This is a genomic window from Paracoccus sp. TD-10 (genome assembly GCF_048270675.1).
Classification (GTDB): domain Bacteria; phylum Pseudomonadota; class Alphaproteobacteria; order Rhodobacterales; family Rhodobacteraceae; genus Paracoccus; species Paracoccus pantotrophus.
On sequence record NZ_CP182418.1, the window covers coordinates 484,021 to 500,536 of the forward strand.

At 64.2% G+C, this 16,516-nt stretch carries 11 protein-coding genes, 1 tRNA gene, 3 pseudogenes and 1 other annotated feature; of the genes and pseudogenes, 8 read left to right on the forward strand and 7 right to left on the reverse strand.

Going from position 1 to position 16,516, the window contains the following annotated elements; all coding sequences use genetic code 11:
• Window positions 1–3: 3 nt before the first annotated feature.
• A complete protein-coding gene (locus ACNKFW_RS02425; RefSeq protein ID WP_026155138.1) occupies window positions 4–3,261 on the reverse strand; it encodes an STY4851/ECs_5259 family protein in 3,258 nt (1,085 codons plus the stop codon).
• Between the two features lie 884 nt (window positions 3,262–4,145).
• Between ACNKFW_RS02425 and ACNKFW_RS02430 the strand changes: the two genes are divergently transcribed.
• The 3 genes from ACNKFW_RS02430 to ACNKFW_RS02440 all read left to right on the forward strand — a co-directional run bounded on the left by ACNKFW_RS02430 (window position 4,146) and on the right by ACNKFW_RS02440 (window position 5,423).
• Window positions 4,146–4,406, forward strand: a complete 261-nt coding sequence (locus ACNKFW_RS02430; RefSeq protein WP_024845428.1) for a hypothetical protein — start codon at window positions 4,146–4,148, stop codon at window positions 4,404–4,406.
• A gap of 136 nt (window positions 4,407–4,542) precedes the next feature.
• Entirely contained in the window at window positions 4,543–4,926 is a 384-nt protein-coding gene (locus ACNKFW_RS02435; protein WP_024845427.1) for a DoxX family protein, read from the forward strand.
• Between the two features lie 308 nt (window positions 4,927–5,234).
• Window positions 5,235–5,423, forward strand: coding sequence for a hypothetical protein (locus tag ACNKFW_RS02440; RefSeq protein ID WP_024845426.1), 189 nt, complete (start codon window positions 5,235–5,237; stop codon window positions 5,421–5,423).
• 278 nt (window positions 5,424–5,701) lie between these two features.
• Window positions 5,702–5,800, reverse strand: a sequence feature (AL1L pseudoknot).
• Here the strand turns inward: ACNKFW_RS02440 and ACNKFW_RS02445 are convergent.
• From ACNKFW_RS02445 to istA, 3 genes and pseudogenes are all read right to left on the reverse strand, one after another.
• Window positions 5,714–6,012: pseudogene (locus ACNKFW_RS02445) on the reverse strand (transposase); the annotation flags it as partial. Its footprint overlaps the feature before it by 87 nt.
• Window positions 6,013–6,524: 512 nt before the next feature.
• A complete protein-coding gene (gene istB / locus ACNKFW_RS02450) occupies window positions 6,525–7,289 on the reverse strand; it encodes an IS21-like element ISPve1 family helper ATPase IstB (RefSeq protein WP_114669629.1) in 765 nt (254 codons plus the stop codon).
• Entirely contained in the window at window positions 7,286–8,782 is a 1,497-nt protein-coding gene (gene istA, locus ACNKFW_RS02455) for an IS21 family transposase (RefSeq protein ID WP_418024718.1), read from the reverse strand. Before istA ends, istB begins: the two co-directional genes overlap by 4 nt.
• 223 nt (window positions 8,783–9,005) lie before the next feature.
• On the opposite strand from istA, the gene ACNKFW_RS02460 reads away from it, so the two are divergent.
• The 4 genes and pseudogenes from ACNKFW_RS02460 to tnpC form a co-directional block, all read left to right on the forward strand.
• Window positions 9,006–10,235, forward strand: a complete 1,230-nt coding sequence (locus ACNKFW_RS02460; RefSeq protein ID WP_028710450.1) for a tyrosine-type recombinase/integrase — start codon at window positions 9,006–9,008, stop codon at window positions 10,233–10,235.
• On the forward strand, window positions 10,229–11,071 hold the full coding sequence (locus ACNKFW_RS02465; RefSeq protein WP_208852044.1) for a tyrosine-type recombinase/integrase: 843 nt from the start codon (window positions 10,229–10,231) through the stop codon (window positions 11,069–11,071). Before ACNKFW_RS02460 ends, ACNKFW_RS02465 begins: the two co-directional genes overlap by 7 nt.
• A 66-nt stretch (window positions 11,072–11,137) precedes the next feature.
• Window positions 11,138–12,127, forward strand: coding sequence for a tyrosine-type recombinase/integrase (locus tag ACNKFW_RS02470; protein ID WP_024846203.1), 990 nt, complete (start codon window positions 11,138–11,140; stop codon window positions 12,125–12,127).
• A gap of 228 nt (window positions 12,128–12,355) precedes the next feature.
• A pseudogene (gene tnpC / locus ACNKFW_RS02475) lies at window positions 12,356–13,540 on the forward strand (IS66 family transposase); the annotation flags it as partial.
• A 249-nt stretch (window positions 13,541–13,789) separates the two neighbouring features.
• On the opposite strand, the pseudogene ACNKFW_RS02480 reads toward tnpC, so the two are convergent.
• The 3 genes and pseudogenes from ACNKFW_RS02480 to ACNKFW_RS02490 form a co-directional block, all read right to left on the reverse strand.
• Window positions 13,790–13,894 (reverse strand): annotated as a pseudogene (locus tag ACNKFW_RS02480) (integrase); the annotation flags it as partial.
• Window positions 13,895–14,159: 265 nt separating this feature from the next.
• Window positions 14,160–15,092, reverse strand: a complete 933-nt coding sequence (locus tag ACNKFW_RS02485) for an IS5 family transposase (RefSeq protein ID WP_179921185.1) — start codon at window positions 15,090–15,092, stop codon at window positions 14,160–14,162.
• A 418-nt stretch (window positions 15,093–15,510) separates the two neighbouring features.
• Window positions 15,511–15,586: transfer RNA gene (locus ACNKFW_RS02490), tRNA-Lys, on the reverse strand.
• A 97-nt stretch (window positions 15,587–15,683) separates the two neighbouring features.
• Between ACNKFW_RS02490 and dapF the strand changes: the two genes are divergently transcribed.
• Complete coding sequence (gene dapF / locus ACNKFW_RS02495) at window positions 15,684–16,511, forward strand: diaminopimelate epimerase (protein ID WP_024845361.1); 828 nt, start codon at window positions 15,684–15,686, stop codon at window positions 16,509–16,511.
• Window positions 16,512–16,516: the final 5 nt, after the last annotated feature.

The window sequence follows — 16,516 nt, forward strand, 5'->3', positions numbered from 1 at the left end:
CCCTTATTTCCGCGAAAGGCGCATTGCCTGCCAGGCCATCGCGGCCGGGAGCGCCAAGTCAAAATGGCTCGGGTCTAGGTGGATGCAGCGCAACAGCTGCACCCCGGTGCGGCCCTGCGGCGCTGCTCGCAGGCCGAAGGCGACCTCGGACACGAATAGCGGCGCCTCGATCAGGCCATTCACATGATCGGCAAAACGGACGAAGGCCGCAGGCTGCGCCGCCGCGCGCAGGTCGGGAAAGGAGAGGTCGCTCTCGCCGTGGCGCCGCGCGGCCGCGTCTGCAAGCCGCAAAAGGGTCCCTTCAGGATCCCCGAACGCTGACGGCATACGCCCGAGCCAGTGCATGAGATCGGGGTGCGCCGCGAGCCTCGCCTCCATGAGGCCGAGCGCGAGATGCCCGTCCAGATCGGGGCGGAGCGTCAGGATCTCCCGCACGCGTCGCGCCATCTGCTCGCGCGCGAGCGTCTCGGCCCGCTCCGCCAGCGCGGGGATCGCAGCGAGGCTGGTGGTCAGGCTTGCCAGCTCCGACGCCACGGCCGCGCCCCAGTCCCGCGGCGCAACAAAAGCCCAGCGGCGTGCGCCGTGACGCTCAAGCTCCAGTCGGTCCGACAGGTCCGATACGTCGGCCCTCACGAGCAGACGCACGGCCACGGCCGACACTCGTTCAAGCGCCAGCACCTGGTCCAGCGCGGAAGGGCTCGCACCATGAGTCGTCAGGGCGTCTATGGCCCGCTCAAGCGCCATGATGTGCTGTACATCGACCCCGTCGCGGAATATCGCCGCATAGGCTTCGACTCGCGCTGCACGGGTGCGTCCGGTGCCGGCGGCATGCAGACGATCATCTTGATCGGTCGTCGCCTCTTGTCCGGCATCCGGCTCGACCACGAGCGGGCGGGGCGGGCGAAGCGGCTGTCTGTGTAGAGAGGGAAGGAAGAACCAGCGCCCTGGCCCGAGCACGTTTCCCATCGCCGCCGGCGGCGCGTTGGGAGCCGCGACCGCCGGCCCAGGCGCGTCGATGTTGATCGCCACCAGGTCGGGCAACGTCCGTTCATCACCCGGTGCGCCATGCGTTCGCAAGATCACCCCATCCTCGGTCAAATGGGTCTCGCCAAGGAACCGCCGCACTAGGAGTCGGGGCGACTCGTGCCCGTCGGCGAGCGCTCGAAGCCGAACCTCCGCGTCCGGCCCGCCATGGGAGAGCAAGTCGTCCACAAGGTCTCGAATGCTCGACAGGGGCGCCTCGCCGTGGACGCGGACGGCCAGCGGCGACGTTATGCCACCAAGACCGGGCGCGACCAGCCGCAGGCTAAGGTCGGTCTGGCCGACGTGAGCTGGCAGCACCCGCCAGTCGCGCAGATCGTGCAGCGTGATCTCGCGCTGTGTCTCAAGGATCGACCCGTCTGGCCCTGCCAGATAGGCCCGCGTGGCCGGGAGCGCGAGTTGCCAGTCCAGCGTCTCCGCCCCATCTGGCGCAGCGGCGCGCAGGCGGAGCCGCGCCTTGCGGACCCCGCCCGCGGGCAGCGGAACCTGGGCAGACCCAGCCTCATTGATCACCGCCGGCGTGGCGTCTTCCACCCGCAGGGCCCAGCCGGCAGGCAAGCCGGAGACGCTCAGCGCCTCGCCCCCGGCATCCATCGAGAAGCGCGCTGCCGGCGGCAGGATTCGTAGCCGGAGCCGTGCGCCCACGTTCCCGTCTTCTTCCGCGGCGACGTCGAGCGTGCCGAGGAAGCTCTCCTCCGGTGCTGATCGTCGCCAAGCGCCGCGCCCGCCGGAACGGTAGAGACGGCGCCGAGTCGGAAGGGAGACGAACCCGTGCCCCGCCCGGCGCAGGGCGATGTCGGGTAGACCTCGGAACACTGGCACCCCCCGCCCGTCGCGCACCGTGCTGTCCTGTGCACCGAAAGCGGCGATTTCGTCTCGCTCGGTGCGGTCCGCGCCCGTCTGGACCGCGAGTGACCAGTCGCGCACACCGATCCGCCCTTTGCCCTCAAGCCGCAGAAGCCGGCCCTCCGCGCTCTCGCCGCCCGGCTGGGCGACCAGACCCTCGCTGCAAGTCACCCGCGCATTCGCCCCCACGAGCGCCCAGACGAACGGGTCGTGGGTCCGCAGAGATGCGCTGCCGGCCCAGGCCAGCCGCCGCGCCGCGCCGTCGTCACCGCTTTCGGCCAACGTCCAGAGTGTCAGGCCCTCGGCTGGGTCGACCGCCCCTCCGCCGGGCAAGGAGACAGGTTGCAGCAGCCGGCCGTCAGCCATCGCCACCAGCTCAATCGGCGCCGACAGGGGGAAGGGGAAGCGGGCCGTCCGGCGTCCGCTGATCCTGGTCGCGCTCCAGCCGCCCTCCTCACGGTCGAGGGCTAGCATCAGGTCCGGGCAGGCCGCTGCCAGCGCGCCGGTCGGGGCGAGGCGCACGCGCCGATAGGCCGCATCGATACCGTCCATCAGACGCGCGGGCAGGCGGGTCGCTGGGGCGACGTCGACGAAGGCCCGCCAGGCGCCATCCTCATCACGCACCAGCTGGCGGCCCAACGGCTCATCGACCTCGCCGCCGGCCCGCACGGTCATCGCTTCGGCGAAGAGCGCACGGGCGGCATCCCCGTCGAAGCGTAGCGTAAGGCGCTCGCGCCAGGCCGGCTCCGCGCGGTCGAGCCAGCTCTCGACGTCGGCGGCGGCCAAATCGCGCGGTGCCCGGCCGCGCAAGTCGACAAGCTCGCGAGCGAACTGCACGAAAAGACCGTGGAACTCCTCGGTGCGATAGCCCATCGGCAGACGTTCCGCGCGTCTCCGGGCGAAGGCCAGCGCCTGCTCCTCTGGACAGCCTGCGCCGAAGCGCTCCAGATCGGCGACGAGGCCGACGAGCGCCGCACGATAGCCGCCTTCGTTCGCCAGAAGCCTCACAGGAAGCCCGCCCTCGGCGGCGAGCGTACGCAGGTACTGCACGCCCGCATCGCTGCTGCGGGGCGGCGGGCGACGCAGCTTCCGCAGTCCTCTGGCTGTTAGGTCACGCAGTGTAGCTTGGTCGAGACTGAGGCCGAGCTCATCCGTGAGGAAAGCCCAGGAGAAGGATCCGCCGGCGAAATTCCGTCGATAGTGCTCTGCTGCCCATAGGACGAAGGCCGCGGCCGTTTCACCGTCCCTCGATCGTCCAAGGCCGCTGCGGAGACCGATCTCGAGTTCGTCGAAGCGGCGTTCCGAAAGCCGGTACAGATGCAGAGGCCGACCGTCGATCTCGTCTCCGATCGAAGCAGCGAAGTCCATCGGCATCACGCTACCTCGTCCCTTCAGTAACAGAGACATGAGGCTTGAGATCGTGCGATCTTTTGCTTGGCTTCCGAACACGCCGTAAGCGTTGCGCGAACTGCTGCAACGCCACCCGGGACACGGCCAAATTCATAAGTTGCGCCAACACTACTGATGATACCGTTTGTCTCTTCGAATCAAAAATTTGCATCCACTGTAGCAACGACTTCGCCAGTGGAGAACGTTGAATCCCGGTCCCATCCCCTCCGCCACACTCCATTGATATTTATAAGAAAAATTTCCATTCAAGCGATACAACCGCCATCACGCCCGCCTTTATATTTGCGGTTGGCTGCTACCGATTGCGGCCGTGAGTGATGCGGATAGGCCACGCCCTGGGATGGATTAGAGATGGGGCGCGACCATAACCAAGCCAAGGTCGCCATCCAGAACGCTCATCTTGGACACTGGTAGGGTGACAAAAAAAGCGGTAGCGACCGACATGCGCCCTCCTGCGATTTTCGCTATTCCGCAGTTCTCGGCCCTCGGGTCGTCAGAAAGGGCTCTCTGGCTGGGTCTTTGCGACGGCCAGGAATCGCAACGTGCTGCTATTCGGTTGCGATTTTTCCGTGTGAGGCTGCCGGGAAACGGAAGCTGCGACATTGCGACACCCGCGACATTCGCGACAAAGGGCGTGTTTGTCGCAGGTGTCGCGAATGTCGCAGGGGCGTCGATCCGGCATGGATCAAGAGCATTGCCCCGTGCCGATGCTGAGGCTGACCGTTGTCGCGAATGCGCGAGAGCACTCTGGACGGCGGATCTATTTACCGCCCCGCTACACATGGTATGTACAGCATGACACACGGCATGTCAACACATGCGTGTATTAATATACACAAGGAGTGTTTATGCCCGTTCTTGACAGGAAGGTCTGCAAGGCCGCCCGCATGCTCATTGATTGGAAGGCTGCTGACCTTGCGGCTGCGGCTGCCGTATCACATGACACGCTGCGCTCCTTCGAGAGTGGTCGCACAAAAGCTCTAAGCCGGGAGAACGAGGAAGCCATCCGCAAGGCCCTTGAGGCCCAGGGCGTGCAGTTCCTCGAAAGCGGGCAGGTCGCGGCGGGGCCTGGGGTGGCCATGAGGGCTGATGAGCCCGATACGGCTTGAAACCGTGCGGCTTTGCCTCGCAGCGCCCCTCGAAGATCAATGCGATTGCTTTGCGCTCCGCCTTTCATCCTGCTTGCATTCTGACGAAGGCGGCCATCCACTGTCCGCAGCATCAACCCAAAGATGAGGGACGGTAATGACTGACAAGCTTTCGGCGCTACAGCCCTATGCAATCGGGGCCCTGCGCATCGTCGCCGGACTGCTCTATTTCGAGCATGGAACCCAGAAGCTGTTCGGCATCCCCATCCCCGGCCCCGAGACCCTCGGCATGCTGTCGCTCGTCTCCGGGCTGCTGGAGGTTATCGGCGGCGCACTGATCATCCTCGGCCTGTTCACCCGGCCGGTGGCATTCGTCCTGTCCGGGCACATGGCCTTCGCCTATTGGATGGCGCATGCCCCGAAGAGCGTATTCCCCGTGGCCAACGGCGGCGATGCAGCCATCCTGTTCTGCTTCGTTTTCCTGTTGCTCGTGACCACCGGTGCCGGGGCGCTGTCCATAGACCGGATCACGGGCCGCTGAGAAGCTCTGCTGAAGCATCCCGTCTCCGGCGCGATTAGACGCGCTGGGGGCGCAACGCCATAACCCAAGGCGGGATCAACCAGGCCGCAGCAACCCCTGTCAGTGGAGCGTTCAGACCACGCCCGCGGTGATGACCGCCAACGCGACGGGCGTCAGCGGCGGGAAGGCGAACACTGAAAGCAAGGTATTCCCCGACACCGAAGCTTCGAAATCCCCCAGATCCGTTGAAAATGTCTCGCCCTTCCGCTGCCTGCACATCACACCAGCCGTGGGGCAGGATCGGGCAGAGTTCGGAGAGGGATGAAACGATGGAAAGCAACGACAAACGTGGTGAGGCGCTCCGGGCGTTCGTGATGGACTTGCTCCTGAGTTCGCCGTTGCTGCGGCCGGGGCGCGAGCATGAGACTGCCCGATCCTACCAGGACAAGGCGGCCGTCTCGCACCCCGAGGTGGCGCGCGTTCTTCGCGAGGCCGCTGACCGCTTGCTCCATGGGTGACACTGCCGCGATCCATCCCCGCTACCATGCATTGGCGCTGGCCCCCTCGAAAGCGGCAGCCAAGGCACCATCCTGCTGCCCTTAATTTCGTGTAGCCTGTAAGCTACATACAATCATGATCGAGATCCGCCAGACAGACACCTTCCGGGAATGGCTGCTTGCCCTTCGCGATACACGGGCCAAGCAGAAGATTGCCAGCCGCATCCAGCGGCTGCGGTTCGGAAACCCCTGAGACGTGAAGCCGGTTGGCGCTGGCGTGAGCGAGATGCGTATCAACGAGGGGCCCGGCTATCGACCCCATGTTCACCACGCTGATCGTCGATGAACCCGACCATCACTTCGACCGGCGGTCGAGCTCCGCCATCGCAAAATACGCGCTCGCCTTACGAAGGATCTCATTCGCCTGACGCAACTCGCGGTTCTCCCGCTCCAGCGCCTTCATCTTCTCGGCCATATCGGTCGGAATGCCCGCGCGCTTGCCGCTGTCGACCTCGGCCTTCTTGACCCACTCGTTCAGGGTCTGGGGCGCGCAACCGATCTTCGCGGAAATCGACAGGACCGCCTGCCAGCGCGATCCATGCTGCCCCTCAGCCGAACCAGCTGTCTGCGTGGCGGCGGTTGGCCAAGCAGGGCAAGCTGGTGCTGCCAGCTATAGCACCTGACGCGCCGGTTTTTGCACCGCTGGTGGTTTGCGATCCGGCGCCAGCACCCCCTTCCTGCGACAGGCGGCCGGCTGAAGAGCAGATCCGGATCGTAATCGGCGAGGTGAGGCTCGAGCTGGCCGCGGACACGCCTGCGGTTCGGCTGGCCGAGATCGTTCGTGCTCTTGGAGCCGCCGGATGCTGATGCCGTCTCAGGGCATGCGGATCCTGGTGGCGACCAAGCCGGTGGACTTCAGGAACTATGCGGCGACCATGATTATGCGGAGTTGGCGTTGCCGATCGATAGATTAGGTGTCAACGGCGGTGCAATATCCGGCCACGCGGCGGAGTAAAATCCGGCCACGCGGCGGTGACCGGCGCCATGGCGCGCGCGCTTACCAGATAGCTGGCGCGTGCCATGGCGCATTGGCCCCTTGGGCCAAAACAGCACCATCTGATTTCAGGACTTTTGTTGCTGCTTTCGGGCAGTGCTGTTGGCGAGACGATAACTCTCGCCGTTCATCTCGAGGATGCTGACGTGATGGGTCAGCCTGTCGAGCAGTGCGCCGGTGAGGCGCTCGGAGCCGAAGGTCTCGGTCCATTCATCGAAGGGCAGATTGCTGGTAATCAAGGTCGCGCCGCGCTCGTAACGTTGCGAGATCAGCTCGAACAACAATTCGGCGCCGGTCTTGGACAGCGGCACAAAGCCCAGTTCGTCGATGATCAGCAACTTGTAACCGGCCATTTGCTTCTGAAAGCGAAGCAGACGGCGCTCGTCGCGGGCCTCCATCATCTCACTGACCAGGCTCGCGGCGGTGGTGAAGCCCACGGAGAGCCCCTTCTGACAAGCCGCCAGTCCGAGGCCAAGGGCGATATGCGTCTTGCCCGTGCCACTTGGGCCGAGGGCAATGACGTTCTCGCGACGGTCGATCCATTCGCAGCGGGCCAGTTCCAGCACCTGCATCTTGTTGAGCTTCGGAATGGCGCTGAAGTCGAAGCTGTCGAGGCTTTTGACCGCGGGGAATTTGGCGGCCTTGATGCGGCGCTCGACCATCCGCCGCTCCCGGTCAATCAGCTCCAGTTCGACGAGGCGGGCAAGGTAGCGGACATGGTCCATGCCTTCGGCCGCGCATTGCCGGGCCAGCTTCTGATGTTCGCGCAGGAATGTTGGCAGCTTCAGGGCCTTGAGGTGATGGGTGAGCAGGATTTCCGGGGCGTCGTTCATGCCGCGTCCTCTGCATCGCTCGACAGCAGCCGCATATAGGACCCGGGCCTGGTCTTATCGACTGTCGTCCGCGGCAGATAGGGATAGCAGTCCAGGTCCAGCCGGGGCGGACGGTGTTCAACACGGCAAAGCAGCAGGTGCTTTACGGCGTCAAAGCCGATCGCGCCCATCTGAAGCGCCTGCTTTACCGCGGCATGCAGGTCAGCCAGATCGAAGGTCTCGAGCAACCGCAGGACCTGGACGTATTCGCGTCGGCCATGCCGGTTCATGCGAGCTTCCATCAGCCGGCGCAACGTTGCGAACTCCTCGGGAAGCTCCCAACCTTGCAACGGCGCGGCCTGATCAAATGCGTTGAGCTTCTGCTCCAGCAGCGGCAGGTAGTGGATCGGGTTGAAGATGAGTTCATCGCGATCCCAGCACCGGGGATGGCGGGCAATGACTTCGCCCCGACAGCCAATCACCACGTCATGGACATAAGCCCGGATCCAGACATCCTGATGGGCAAAGGCGACCGGCACCGAGTAGTCATTGGTCTTGTAGCGCACGAGCGATTGCGACGAGACGCGACCGGTGTCCTGATCGCAGGCGTCAAAGGGTGAAGCAGGCAAGGATCGCATCTCTGCCAGATCGCGCTGCAGCCGCTCGCCGATCGTTTCGCCCTCACCGCGCAGGACATCCTGCTGGCGCTTGCGGCATTGCTCCTCCAGCCAGAGGTTGAACGCCTCCCAGGTCGCGAACTCGGGGAGCGGCACCATGAAGTTGCGGCGGCAATAGCCCACCAGGCCCTCGACATTCCCCTTGTCGTTGCCTTTGCCGGGGCGGCCATAGCGATCCCGGATCAGGTAATGGGATAGAAACCCGCTGAACAGGGCGGCCCGCTTGCGGGTGCCATCGGGCAGGATCTTCGCCACCAGGCACCGGTCGTTGTCATAGACAATCGACTGGGGGACCGCCCCAAAGAAGGCAAAGGCGTGGATATGGCCGTCCACCCAGGCCTCGGCCACAGCCGCCGGATAGGCGCGGACGTAACAGGCGTCGCTGTGCGGCAGATCCAGAACAAAGAAGTGGGCCTTCTGCTCGACACCGCCGATCCTGACCATCGCCTCGCCGAAGTCAGCCTGCGCATGGCCCGGGGGATGCGCCAGCGGCACGAACACTTCCTGGCCCCGCCGTTCCCGCTCCCGAATGTAGTCCTTGATGATCGTGTAGCCGCCGGTGAACCCGCATTCGTCACGCAGCCGGTCGAACACCCGCTTCGCGGTGTGCCGCTGCTTCCGCGGCATGGAGCGATCCGCCTCAAGCCAGCCCTCAATGATCGGGATAAAGGGATCAAGCTTCGGCCGCCTGACCTCGGCCGTCCGCCGGTAGCCCGGTGGCACCGAGAACGTCATCATCTTCGCAACCGTATCACGGGAGATGTTGAAGGCCTTCGCCGCCTGACGCTGGCTCATGCCCGCCGCGCAGGCCTGGCGAACCCTGAGATATAGTTCCACGCTGAAAATCCTCCCGCCCTCCCTGCTGTCGCAGAAAGGGAAAAGGTGGACGACTTTTACGCCGCCCGCAGCAGCTCCATGCCGCCGCTTCCGTGGCCTAATTTCTCACCGCCGTTCTCAAGATTAGGGCTTTTTTACAGATACCTAAGTAGCCCGAGAGCAGGCTTTCGCTCCGCATAACTATGCTCCCTCGCGATGGTTCAATATCGTGAGGAGAGCAAAGATGGATGCCAATAATCGTAATCACTGGTTCCTCGATCCGGGACCGTTGTCGTCGTGGATCGATCAGTTCGCGGCCGACCTTGCCGCTCAGAGATATACGCCGCTGACGATTGAAGGCTACACGGCCTCGGCGCGTCATTTTGCGGCTTGGCTTGGTAGCGCAGGTATCGCGATCGATGATATTGGTGACGATGTCGTTCGTCGCTTTGCCGAACATCGGTGTCGATGTCCTGGTGGGCGGCGATGGCTGCGTGTTTCACCAAAGTATTCGCGCCGCGCCGGGCGGTTCGTTGTTTTCCTGCAAAGGAAAGGTGTCGCGCGACCATCCGTGAAGGTCGCCTCGTCATATCCCCTGCTTGACGATTATCGGAACTGGTTGCGCATCCACCGGGGACTGTCGGAACGGACGATCGCCCGCCATCTTCGCCACCTGCATAAGTTGTTGCCGGAACTCGGCACGGCGACCCACGACTATGATGCCGCCCTCGTCCGCAATGTTGTCCGCGAGTGGCGCGAGCGAACCGGACCGGCGGACCTGCGGACCATAACGAGCACCTTGCGCAGCTATCTCCGTTTCCTCGCGGGTGCCGGCCTCTGTCGCCCCAACCTCGATCACGCCATCCCGCCGGTCGTGCAATGGCGCCTTTCGTCTTTGCCGCGGTATCTTGCTGCCGCCGATCTCGAACGCGTCGTTGCATCCTGCGATCAACTTACCAGGGGGCGCCTACGGGACCGTGCGATCCTGCTCCTGCTCGCACGCCTGGGGCTGCGGGCCGGGGATGTCGCTGGACTCAGACTCAGCGATCTCGATTGGACGTCTGGCATGCTGCGCTTGAGTGGCAAAGCGCGCCGGCAGGTTCGGTTGCCGCTCCCGCAGGACGTCGGCGATGCGATCCTCGCCTACATCGAGCTGGAACGGCCGCGCGTGGATCAGGAGGCGGTCTTTCTCATGATGGTCGCACCCTACCGATCATTCTCGCAGTCCAGCCACGTCTCCACGATCGTAGCACTGGCGCTGAAGCGGGCGGGCATTTCCGATGCTCCGTCGACCGGAGCCAGCCTGCTGCGCCACTCCGCGGCGACCTCGATGCTGCGCTCGGGCGCCACGCTCGAGGCTGTCGGCACGGTGCTGCGTCACCGTTCGCTCGATATGACCGCGCATTACGCCAAGGTCGACATTGCGATGCTGGAGCAGATTGCCCAGCCCTGGCCGGGAGAGCTGGCATGCTGAGTCAGCTCCTCACCGATCATGCAGCGCTGCACCGTGCACTGGGATTCAAGTTCCGGACCCCGGGCATCCTCCTGCGCAACTTTGTCGCCTTCGCCGAGCATCGCGGGGAGCGTGTCGTCACGACGGCGACCGTGCGCGAGTGGGCACTGCAGGCACCATCGCCCGAGCAACGACGCAACCGTCTGCTGACAGTGCGCCGCTTCGCGATCGCGCTGCATGCCGAAGATCCGCGCCACGAGGTGCCCTCGGCTGACCTCTTCGGCCGCGCCAGTCACCGCCGCCGCACACCCTATATCTACGATCCCAGGGATATCCGACGGTTGATCGATGCCGCGCATCGCCTTGGTCCCGACGGTTCGATCCGACCGATCACCTACGCCACGATGTTCGGGCTGATCGCGGCGACCGGCATGCGCGTTTCGGAGGCGCTTGCCATTCGGCTGCCGGACGTGATCGACGATGGGCTGATCATTGCCCAGACCAAGTTCAAAAAGAGCCGGTTGCTGCCGCTCCATTCAACGACCCGGCGCGCATTGGACGGATACTTCGCCACTCGCCTGAAGGCCTCGAGCCAGAGCGATGCACTCTTCATTTCGCATCAGGGAACGCCGCCCGCCTATCCGACAGTGATAACTGTCTTCCTGCAAATCATTCGATCGATCGGCTTGCGCGGCGCTCCAGGATCGCAAGGACCACGTCTCCACGATCTTCGCCACACATTCGCCGTTCGCTCTCGAACGCTGTGCGCACGATGCCCAGGCGGTAGCACGGCATATCACCGCCCTGAGCACCTATCTGGGGCACGCCCATGTGACCGATACTTACTGGTATCTTGAGGCGACGCCCGAGCTGATGGCGCACATGGCGGCAGCCGGCGAGGCCTTGCATCGGGAAGTGCCGGCATGACCCAACTCGCCCCGCATCTCACCGCGTTCCTTCGCGAACACCTTCCCCGCGAACGACGCGCCAGCGTGCATACCTGCGATGCCTATGCCTATAGCTTCCAGCTGCTGGTGACGTTCGCCGCGCGACGATTGCGCAAGAGGCCTTGCCTGCTGCAGATCGAGGATCTCGACGTGCCGATGATCCTTGCCTTCCTCGAACATGTCGAGGAGGCGCGCGGCAACAAGGCCCGTTCGCGCAACGCAAGGCTGGCGGCCGTGAAGTCCTTCTTCCGCTATCTCGAGCACCGCGTCCCCGCGGTTCTCGATCAGGCCCTTCGGGTGCACGCCATTCCCATGAAGAAGGTCGACGAGGCGCTGGTCGCTTCCCTTTCGCGCGCCGAAGTTCAAGCGCTGCTCGACGCACCGGACCGGCGGACACCATCGGGCATTCGCGATCGGGCCATGCTGCATCTCGCCTTCGCCGGCGGGCTGCGCGTTTCCGAACTTGTTGGTCTCGCCCTCGACCAGTTCGACGGACGGTCGCCGGCCAGCATCCATATTATCGGGAAGGGACGGCGGGAGCGCGTGCTGCCGCTCTGGCAGGAGACCGCCGCCGCGATCCGGGCCTGGGTCGCGGTCAGACCCAAGGATGGCGACACCGCGCTCTTCCTCAACAAGGCCGGCCGGGCGATGACGCGCGCCGGCTTCGAATATATCCTGACAAAGCACGCCGCGGTTGCGGCGAAGGTCGTGCCCTCGCTTGCCGCCAAGCCAATATCGCCTCATGTTCTGCGTCATAGCTGCGCGATGCACATGCTTCAGGCCACCCGGGATATCCGCAAGGTAGCGCTGTGGCTCGGTCATGCCACTCTCCAGAGCACCGAGATCTACTTGCGCGCTGACCCGGCCGAAAAACTCGAGATGATCGACGCTTTGGCGCCGCTCGGCATCAAGCCAGGCAAATTCCGCCCGCCGGACAAATTGATCGCGATGCTCGCTGCGCGATAGCGTATTGTTATGTGGAGTCGACAGATGTCGTGAGGCCCGGAAATGCGCCCGTCAGCGTCCGCGACTCCGCATAATCATGATCGCCGCATAGTTACGATTATGTGGTGCACCACATAACCGCAAGGGGCATGACGGGTTAGCGGCGCTGGCGCAGTCGATGCTGGCGGAAGACCCCTTCACCGGCACGATCTTCGTGTTCCGCTCGAAGCGCGCCGACCGGCTGGCTGCGGTGAGATGCACCACATCGGCGAAGACCGGACCGAGCGGCTGGACATCGTGCCGGCACAGCTGCGGGTCATCGTCACCGTCCGGCCCAAATATGCGTGCCGCCGATGTGGCGAGGGGGTGTCTCAGGCACCGGCGCCCGCACACCTGATCGAGGGCGGCCTGCCCACCGAGGGCGCCCTCGCATATGTCCTGGTCAGCAAATACGCGGACCATCTGCCATTGTATCGCCAGAGCCAGATCCTCGCCCGGGCCGGGGTCGAGCTGCATCGCAGCACGCTGGCCGATTGGGTCGGCAGCGCCGCCTTCCACCTCGGTCCGGTGGTCGATCGACTGGCCGAGCACCTGAAGACGTCGACCAAGCTGTTCATGGACGAGACACCGGCCCCTGTGCTCGACCCCGGCCGGGGGCGGACGAAGACGGGCTATCTCTGGGCCCTGGCGCGCGATGACCGCTCATGGGGCGGGGGAGATCCGCCTGGTGTGGTCTTCACCTATGCGCCGGACCGTGGGGGCGAGAATGCAGAGCGCATTCTGCAGGGCTTTGACGGCATCCTGCAGCTGGATGGCTATACCGGCTACAACCGCCTGACGCGCCCATCCCGGACAGGCGGCGCGCCGATCACCGTCGCCCATTGCTGGGCGCATGCCCGGCGCAAGCTGAAGGAAATCGTTGATCGCGACGGCTCCCAGATCGCAGCCGAGGGGCTGCGCCGGATCGCCGAGCTTTACCGGATCGAGGCCGAGATCCGCGGCATGGGCCCCGGCCAACGCCTGTCGGCCCGCCAAGCGCGCAGTGCGCCGCTGGTCGCCGCCTTCGGCGAGTGGCTGCAGCCGCAGTGTCGGCGCATATCGATGAAGTCGCGCCTCGGCGAGAAGCTGGCCTATATCCACCGCCACTGGGACGGGTTGCAGACCTTCCTGCGCGACGGCCGTGTCGAGATCGACTCCAACAGCGTCGAGAACCTAATTCGACCGATCGCTCTGACCCGCAAGAATGCACTCTTCGCCGGTCATGACGAGGGCGGAAGATCCTGGGCATGCATCGCATCCCTGATCGCCACCGCGAAGATCAACGGCGTCGAGCCCTTTGCCTATCTGAAGGCAACCTTGCAGGCCGTGGCCGCCGGTCACCCGCAGGCAAGAATCGACGATCTGCTGCCTTGGAACTTCAAGCCAGCAAGCTAAAAGTGTGTGGGGCGTAGCCGCCGCTTACTTTCCTCCTCGACCGGCATCGCTTTCGATGCCGATTGCCTGCCAGCCCAACTTCTTCGCCGCAATGAGCGTGGTGCTGGAGCCGGCCAACGGGTCTCGGATGGAAACCGGTACGATAGTGCCTCGTGATGAGTCGAACGGTAGCTTCCGGAAAGCCGCACTGCGGCACTGGGGTGGCGACCATGGGCCAGTCGACAGATTTCCAACCGGCCAGCTTCCGGACTACAGGTCTATCCCCTCTGACAGTGTCAACGCATTGTCAAAGTCGACGCCGAGGTATCGAACTGTACTGTCCATTTTGGTGTGGCCCTTCAGAAGCTGAATGGCAAAATGATCTGCACATTACTGGACCGATTGTGTCCATCGTGCTGACCGGCAAGCGCCGCTCACGCCGTGTCGCCGAATATGTGGCATCTGAACTCGATTCGACTGTCGATGAGCTCTGGCCCGGCGTCTATTCGAATGGGGAGGACCGAGCGTGACCTGACTTCCCATTAAAACAACGGAACTTTCGAGGTGGCCATCGCCGCTCGGAAAAGGCTCTGTTGCATAACTCAGGTGATGGGCGCGGTTACCCCCTCCCCGGACAGACTTATCCTACAGCTTCCGTGACCGGGATGCCGAGCGCGGTGTAGCCGTTCAGGACGGCGATGCGGATCTGGAACTCGGCGACCTGACGGTCGAAGTCCCTTGCCATGAGCCGCTGGCCCAGCAGTTTGACACAATGCATCTTCGTCTCGATGCGGCTCCGGCGGTGGTATCCACTCCATCGTCGCCACAGGGTGCGGCCGAGATACCTGGACGCCCGGAGGGCCTCGTTGCGCGCGACGGCTCCAGCGGTGATGGTCTTCCAGGTCTTCGCGTTCCTGCGCGGTGGGATGACGGCATGGGCTCCGCGATCTGCAATCGCATCGTGGCACTTGCGCGTGTCGTAGGCGCCATCTGCCGTGACGCTACCGATTTCCTGGTCCTCCGGGATCTGGTCGAGAAGGTCAGGTAGGATCGGCGCATCGCCGACGTTGCTCCCGGTGATCTCGACAGCCCGGATCTCTAGCGTTTCCTCGTCGATCCCAAGGTGGATCTTGCGCCAGACCCGCCGTTTGGGGCCACCATGCTTGCGAGCGTGCCACTCGCCTTCGCCCTCGACCTTGATTCCTGTGCTGTCGATCAGCAGGTGCAGCGGCCCTTTGGAGCCGCGATACGGGATGTTCACAGCCAAGGTCTTCTGGCGGCGGGACAGTGTGCTGAAGTCAGGCACCGTCCAGTCGAGGCCAACCAGACGCAGCAGGCTCTCGACGAACCCGGTCGTCTGCCGGAGCGCCATGCCGAATAGCACCTTCATCGTCAGGCAGCTCTGAATGGCAGTATCGCTGTAGGTCTGCTGGCGGCCACGCCTCCCCGTCGGCACGGCATCCCAGCTCATCTCGGGGTCGAACCAGATCGTCAGCGAGCCCCGGCGCTTGAGCGCTTCATTGTAGGCTGGCCAGTTTCTGGTCCTGTAGGTTGGCGGTGTGGGTCTGCTCATACATCACAGCTACCACCCTGGATTCACGATCTGAATCCCTGACGGGATTTGTGCAACAGAGCCCTCGGAAAAGAAAACGGGGCTAGACGTTTGCACCGCCGAACCCCGTCACGGATCTCAGAAAGACCCAGTACTGCTTTCTGAATCCTTCTTTTTCCTGAAAACGTCAACCCTCTGCGGGTGATCCGCAGCGAGTGTCGACTCGTTGCCCTTTGTGACGTCGGGGCGAGATAGCTTGCTGCACCTCGGTTGAACGGCTACCTCAGACTGGTGCTGCGAAGGCTCTGCCACGTTTGCCGCAGCCGACTGCCGCACCGAACTATAAGATTCCGCTGCGATGGACAGAAGATCTGTCAAAAATGGACAAAAAGCTGTCACAAATGGACAACTCGCATGTCACCTGACACAGGAAGTTCAGTGGTGAGCCCGACAGGATTCGAACCTGTGACCCACTGATTAAAAGTCAGTTGCTCTACCAACTGAGCTACGGGCCCATCGCACGGGGGGCTAACTACGGTCGGCGGCTGACAGGGTCAAGCGGAAAAATCACCGCCTCTGGCAGAATCTTTCCGGCAGGAGTATGTCACCGCCATGGAACACCAGCAAAACCCCGGCCAGAGCGTCCCTCTGCCCTTCATGAAGATGCACGGGCTCGGCAACGACTTCGTGGTGATCGACAGCCGCCGCTCCGGCGCGCTGCCCGATGCCGCGACCGTGGCCGCGATCGCGGACCGCCATCGCGGTGTCGGTTTCGACCAGATGGCCGTCATCCTGCCCGGCGAGAATGCCGATGCGCGGCTGGTGTTCTTCAACGCCGACGGCTCGGTCTCGGCCGCCTGCGGCAATGCCACGCGCTGCGTCGCGCGCTTCCTGATGGACGAATCGGGCGCCTCGGCCCTGCGGCTCGCCACCGACCATGCGGTGCTTGCGGCCGAGGATGCCGGGGACCGGCTGACGCGGGTCAACATGGGCGCGCCGGTGCTGGGCTGGGCCGGGATCCCGCTGGCCGAGGATGTCGATACGCTGCACCTGCCGATTCCAGGCGATCCGGTGGCGACGGGGATGGGCAATCCGCACATGACCTTCTTCGTGCCCGATGTGGCGGCGGTGGACCTGGAACGCTTCGGGCCCGCGCATGAGCATCATCCGCTTTATCCGCAGCGGACCAATGTCGAGCTGGTGCAGGTCGTCTCGCCGGACGAGATCGTGCTGCGCATCTGGGAACGCGGCACCGGCATCACCCTGGCCTCGGGGTCGTGCTCATGCGCGGCGGTGGTGGCGGCGGCGCGGCGCGGGCTGACCGGGCGGCGGGTCAAGGTCAACGTGCCGGGCGGGCAGCTGGAGATCGACTGGCGTGAGGACGGGGTCTGGATGACCGGGCCGACGGCGCATGTCTTCGACGGGGTCTGGCGCGGATGAAGGAT

Coding starts and splice junctions, on each gene's coding strand:
- ACNKFW_RS02425 (WP_026155138.1), bottom strand. CDS start 3,261: ATGCCGATGGACTTCGCTGCTTCGATCGGAGACGAGATCGACGGTCGG.
- ACNKFW_RS02430 (WP_024845428.1), top strand. CDS start 4,146: ATGCCCGTTCTTGACAGGAAGGTCTGCAAGGCCGCCCGCATGCTCATT.
- ACNKFW_RS02435 (WP_024845427.1), top strand. CDS start 4,543: ATGACTGACAAGCTTTCGGCGCTACAGCCCTATGCAATCGGGGCCCTG.
- ACNKFW_RS02440 (WP_024845426.1), top strand. CDS start 5,235: ATGGAAAGCAACGACAAACGTGGTGAGGCGCTCCGGGCGTTCGTGATG.
- istB (WP_114669629.1), bottom strand. CDS start 7,289: ATGAACGACGCCCCGGAAATCCTGCTCACCCATCACCTCAAGGCCCTG.
- ACNKFW_RS02460 (WP_028710450.1), top strand. CDS start 9,006: ATGGATGCCAATAATCGTAATCACTGGTTCCTCGATCCGGGACCGTTG.
- ACNKFW_RS02465 (WP_208852044.1), top strand. CDS start 10,229: ATGCTGAGTCAGCTCCTCACCGATCATGCAGCGCTGCACCGTGCACTG.
- ACNKFW_RS02470 (WP_024846203.1), top strand. CDS start 11,138: ATGACCCAACTCGCCCCGCATCTCACCGCGTTCCTTCGCGAACACCTT.
- ACNKFW_RS02485 (WP_179921185.1), bottom strand. CDS start 15,092: ATGAGCAGACCCACACCGCCAACCTACAGGACCAGAAACTGGCCAGCC.
- dapF (WP_024845361.1), top strand. CDS start 15,684: ATGGAACACCAGCAAAACCCCGGCCAGAGCGTCCCTCTGCCCTTCATG.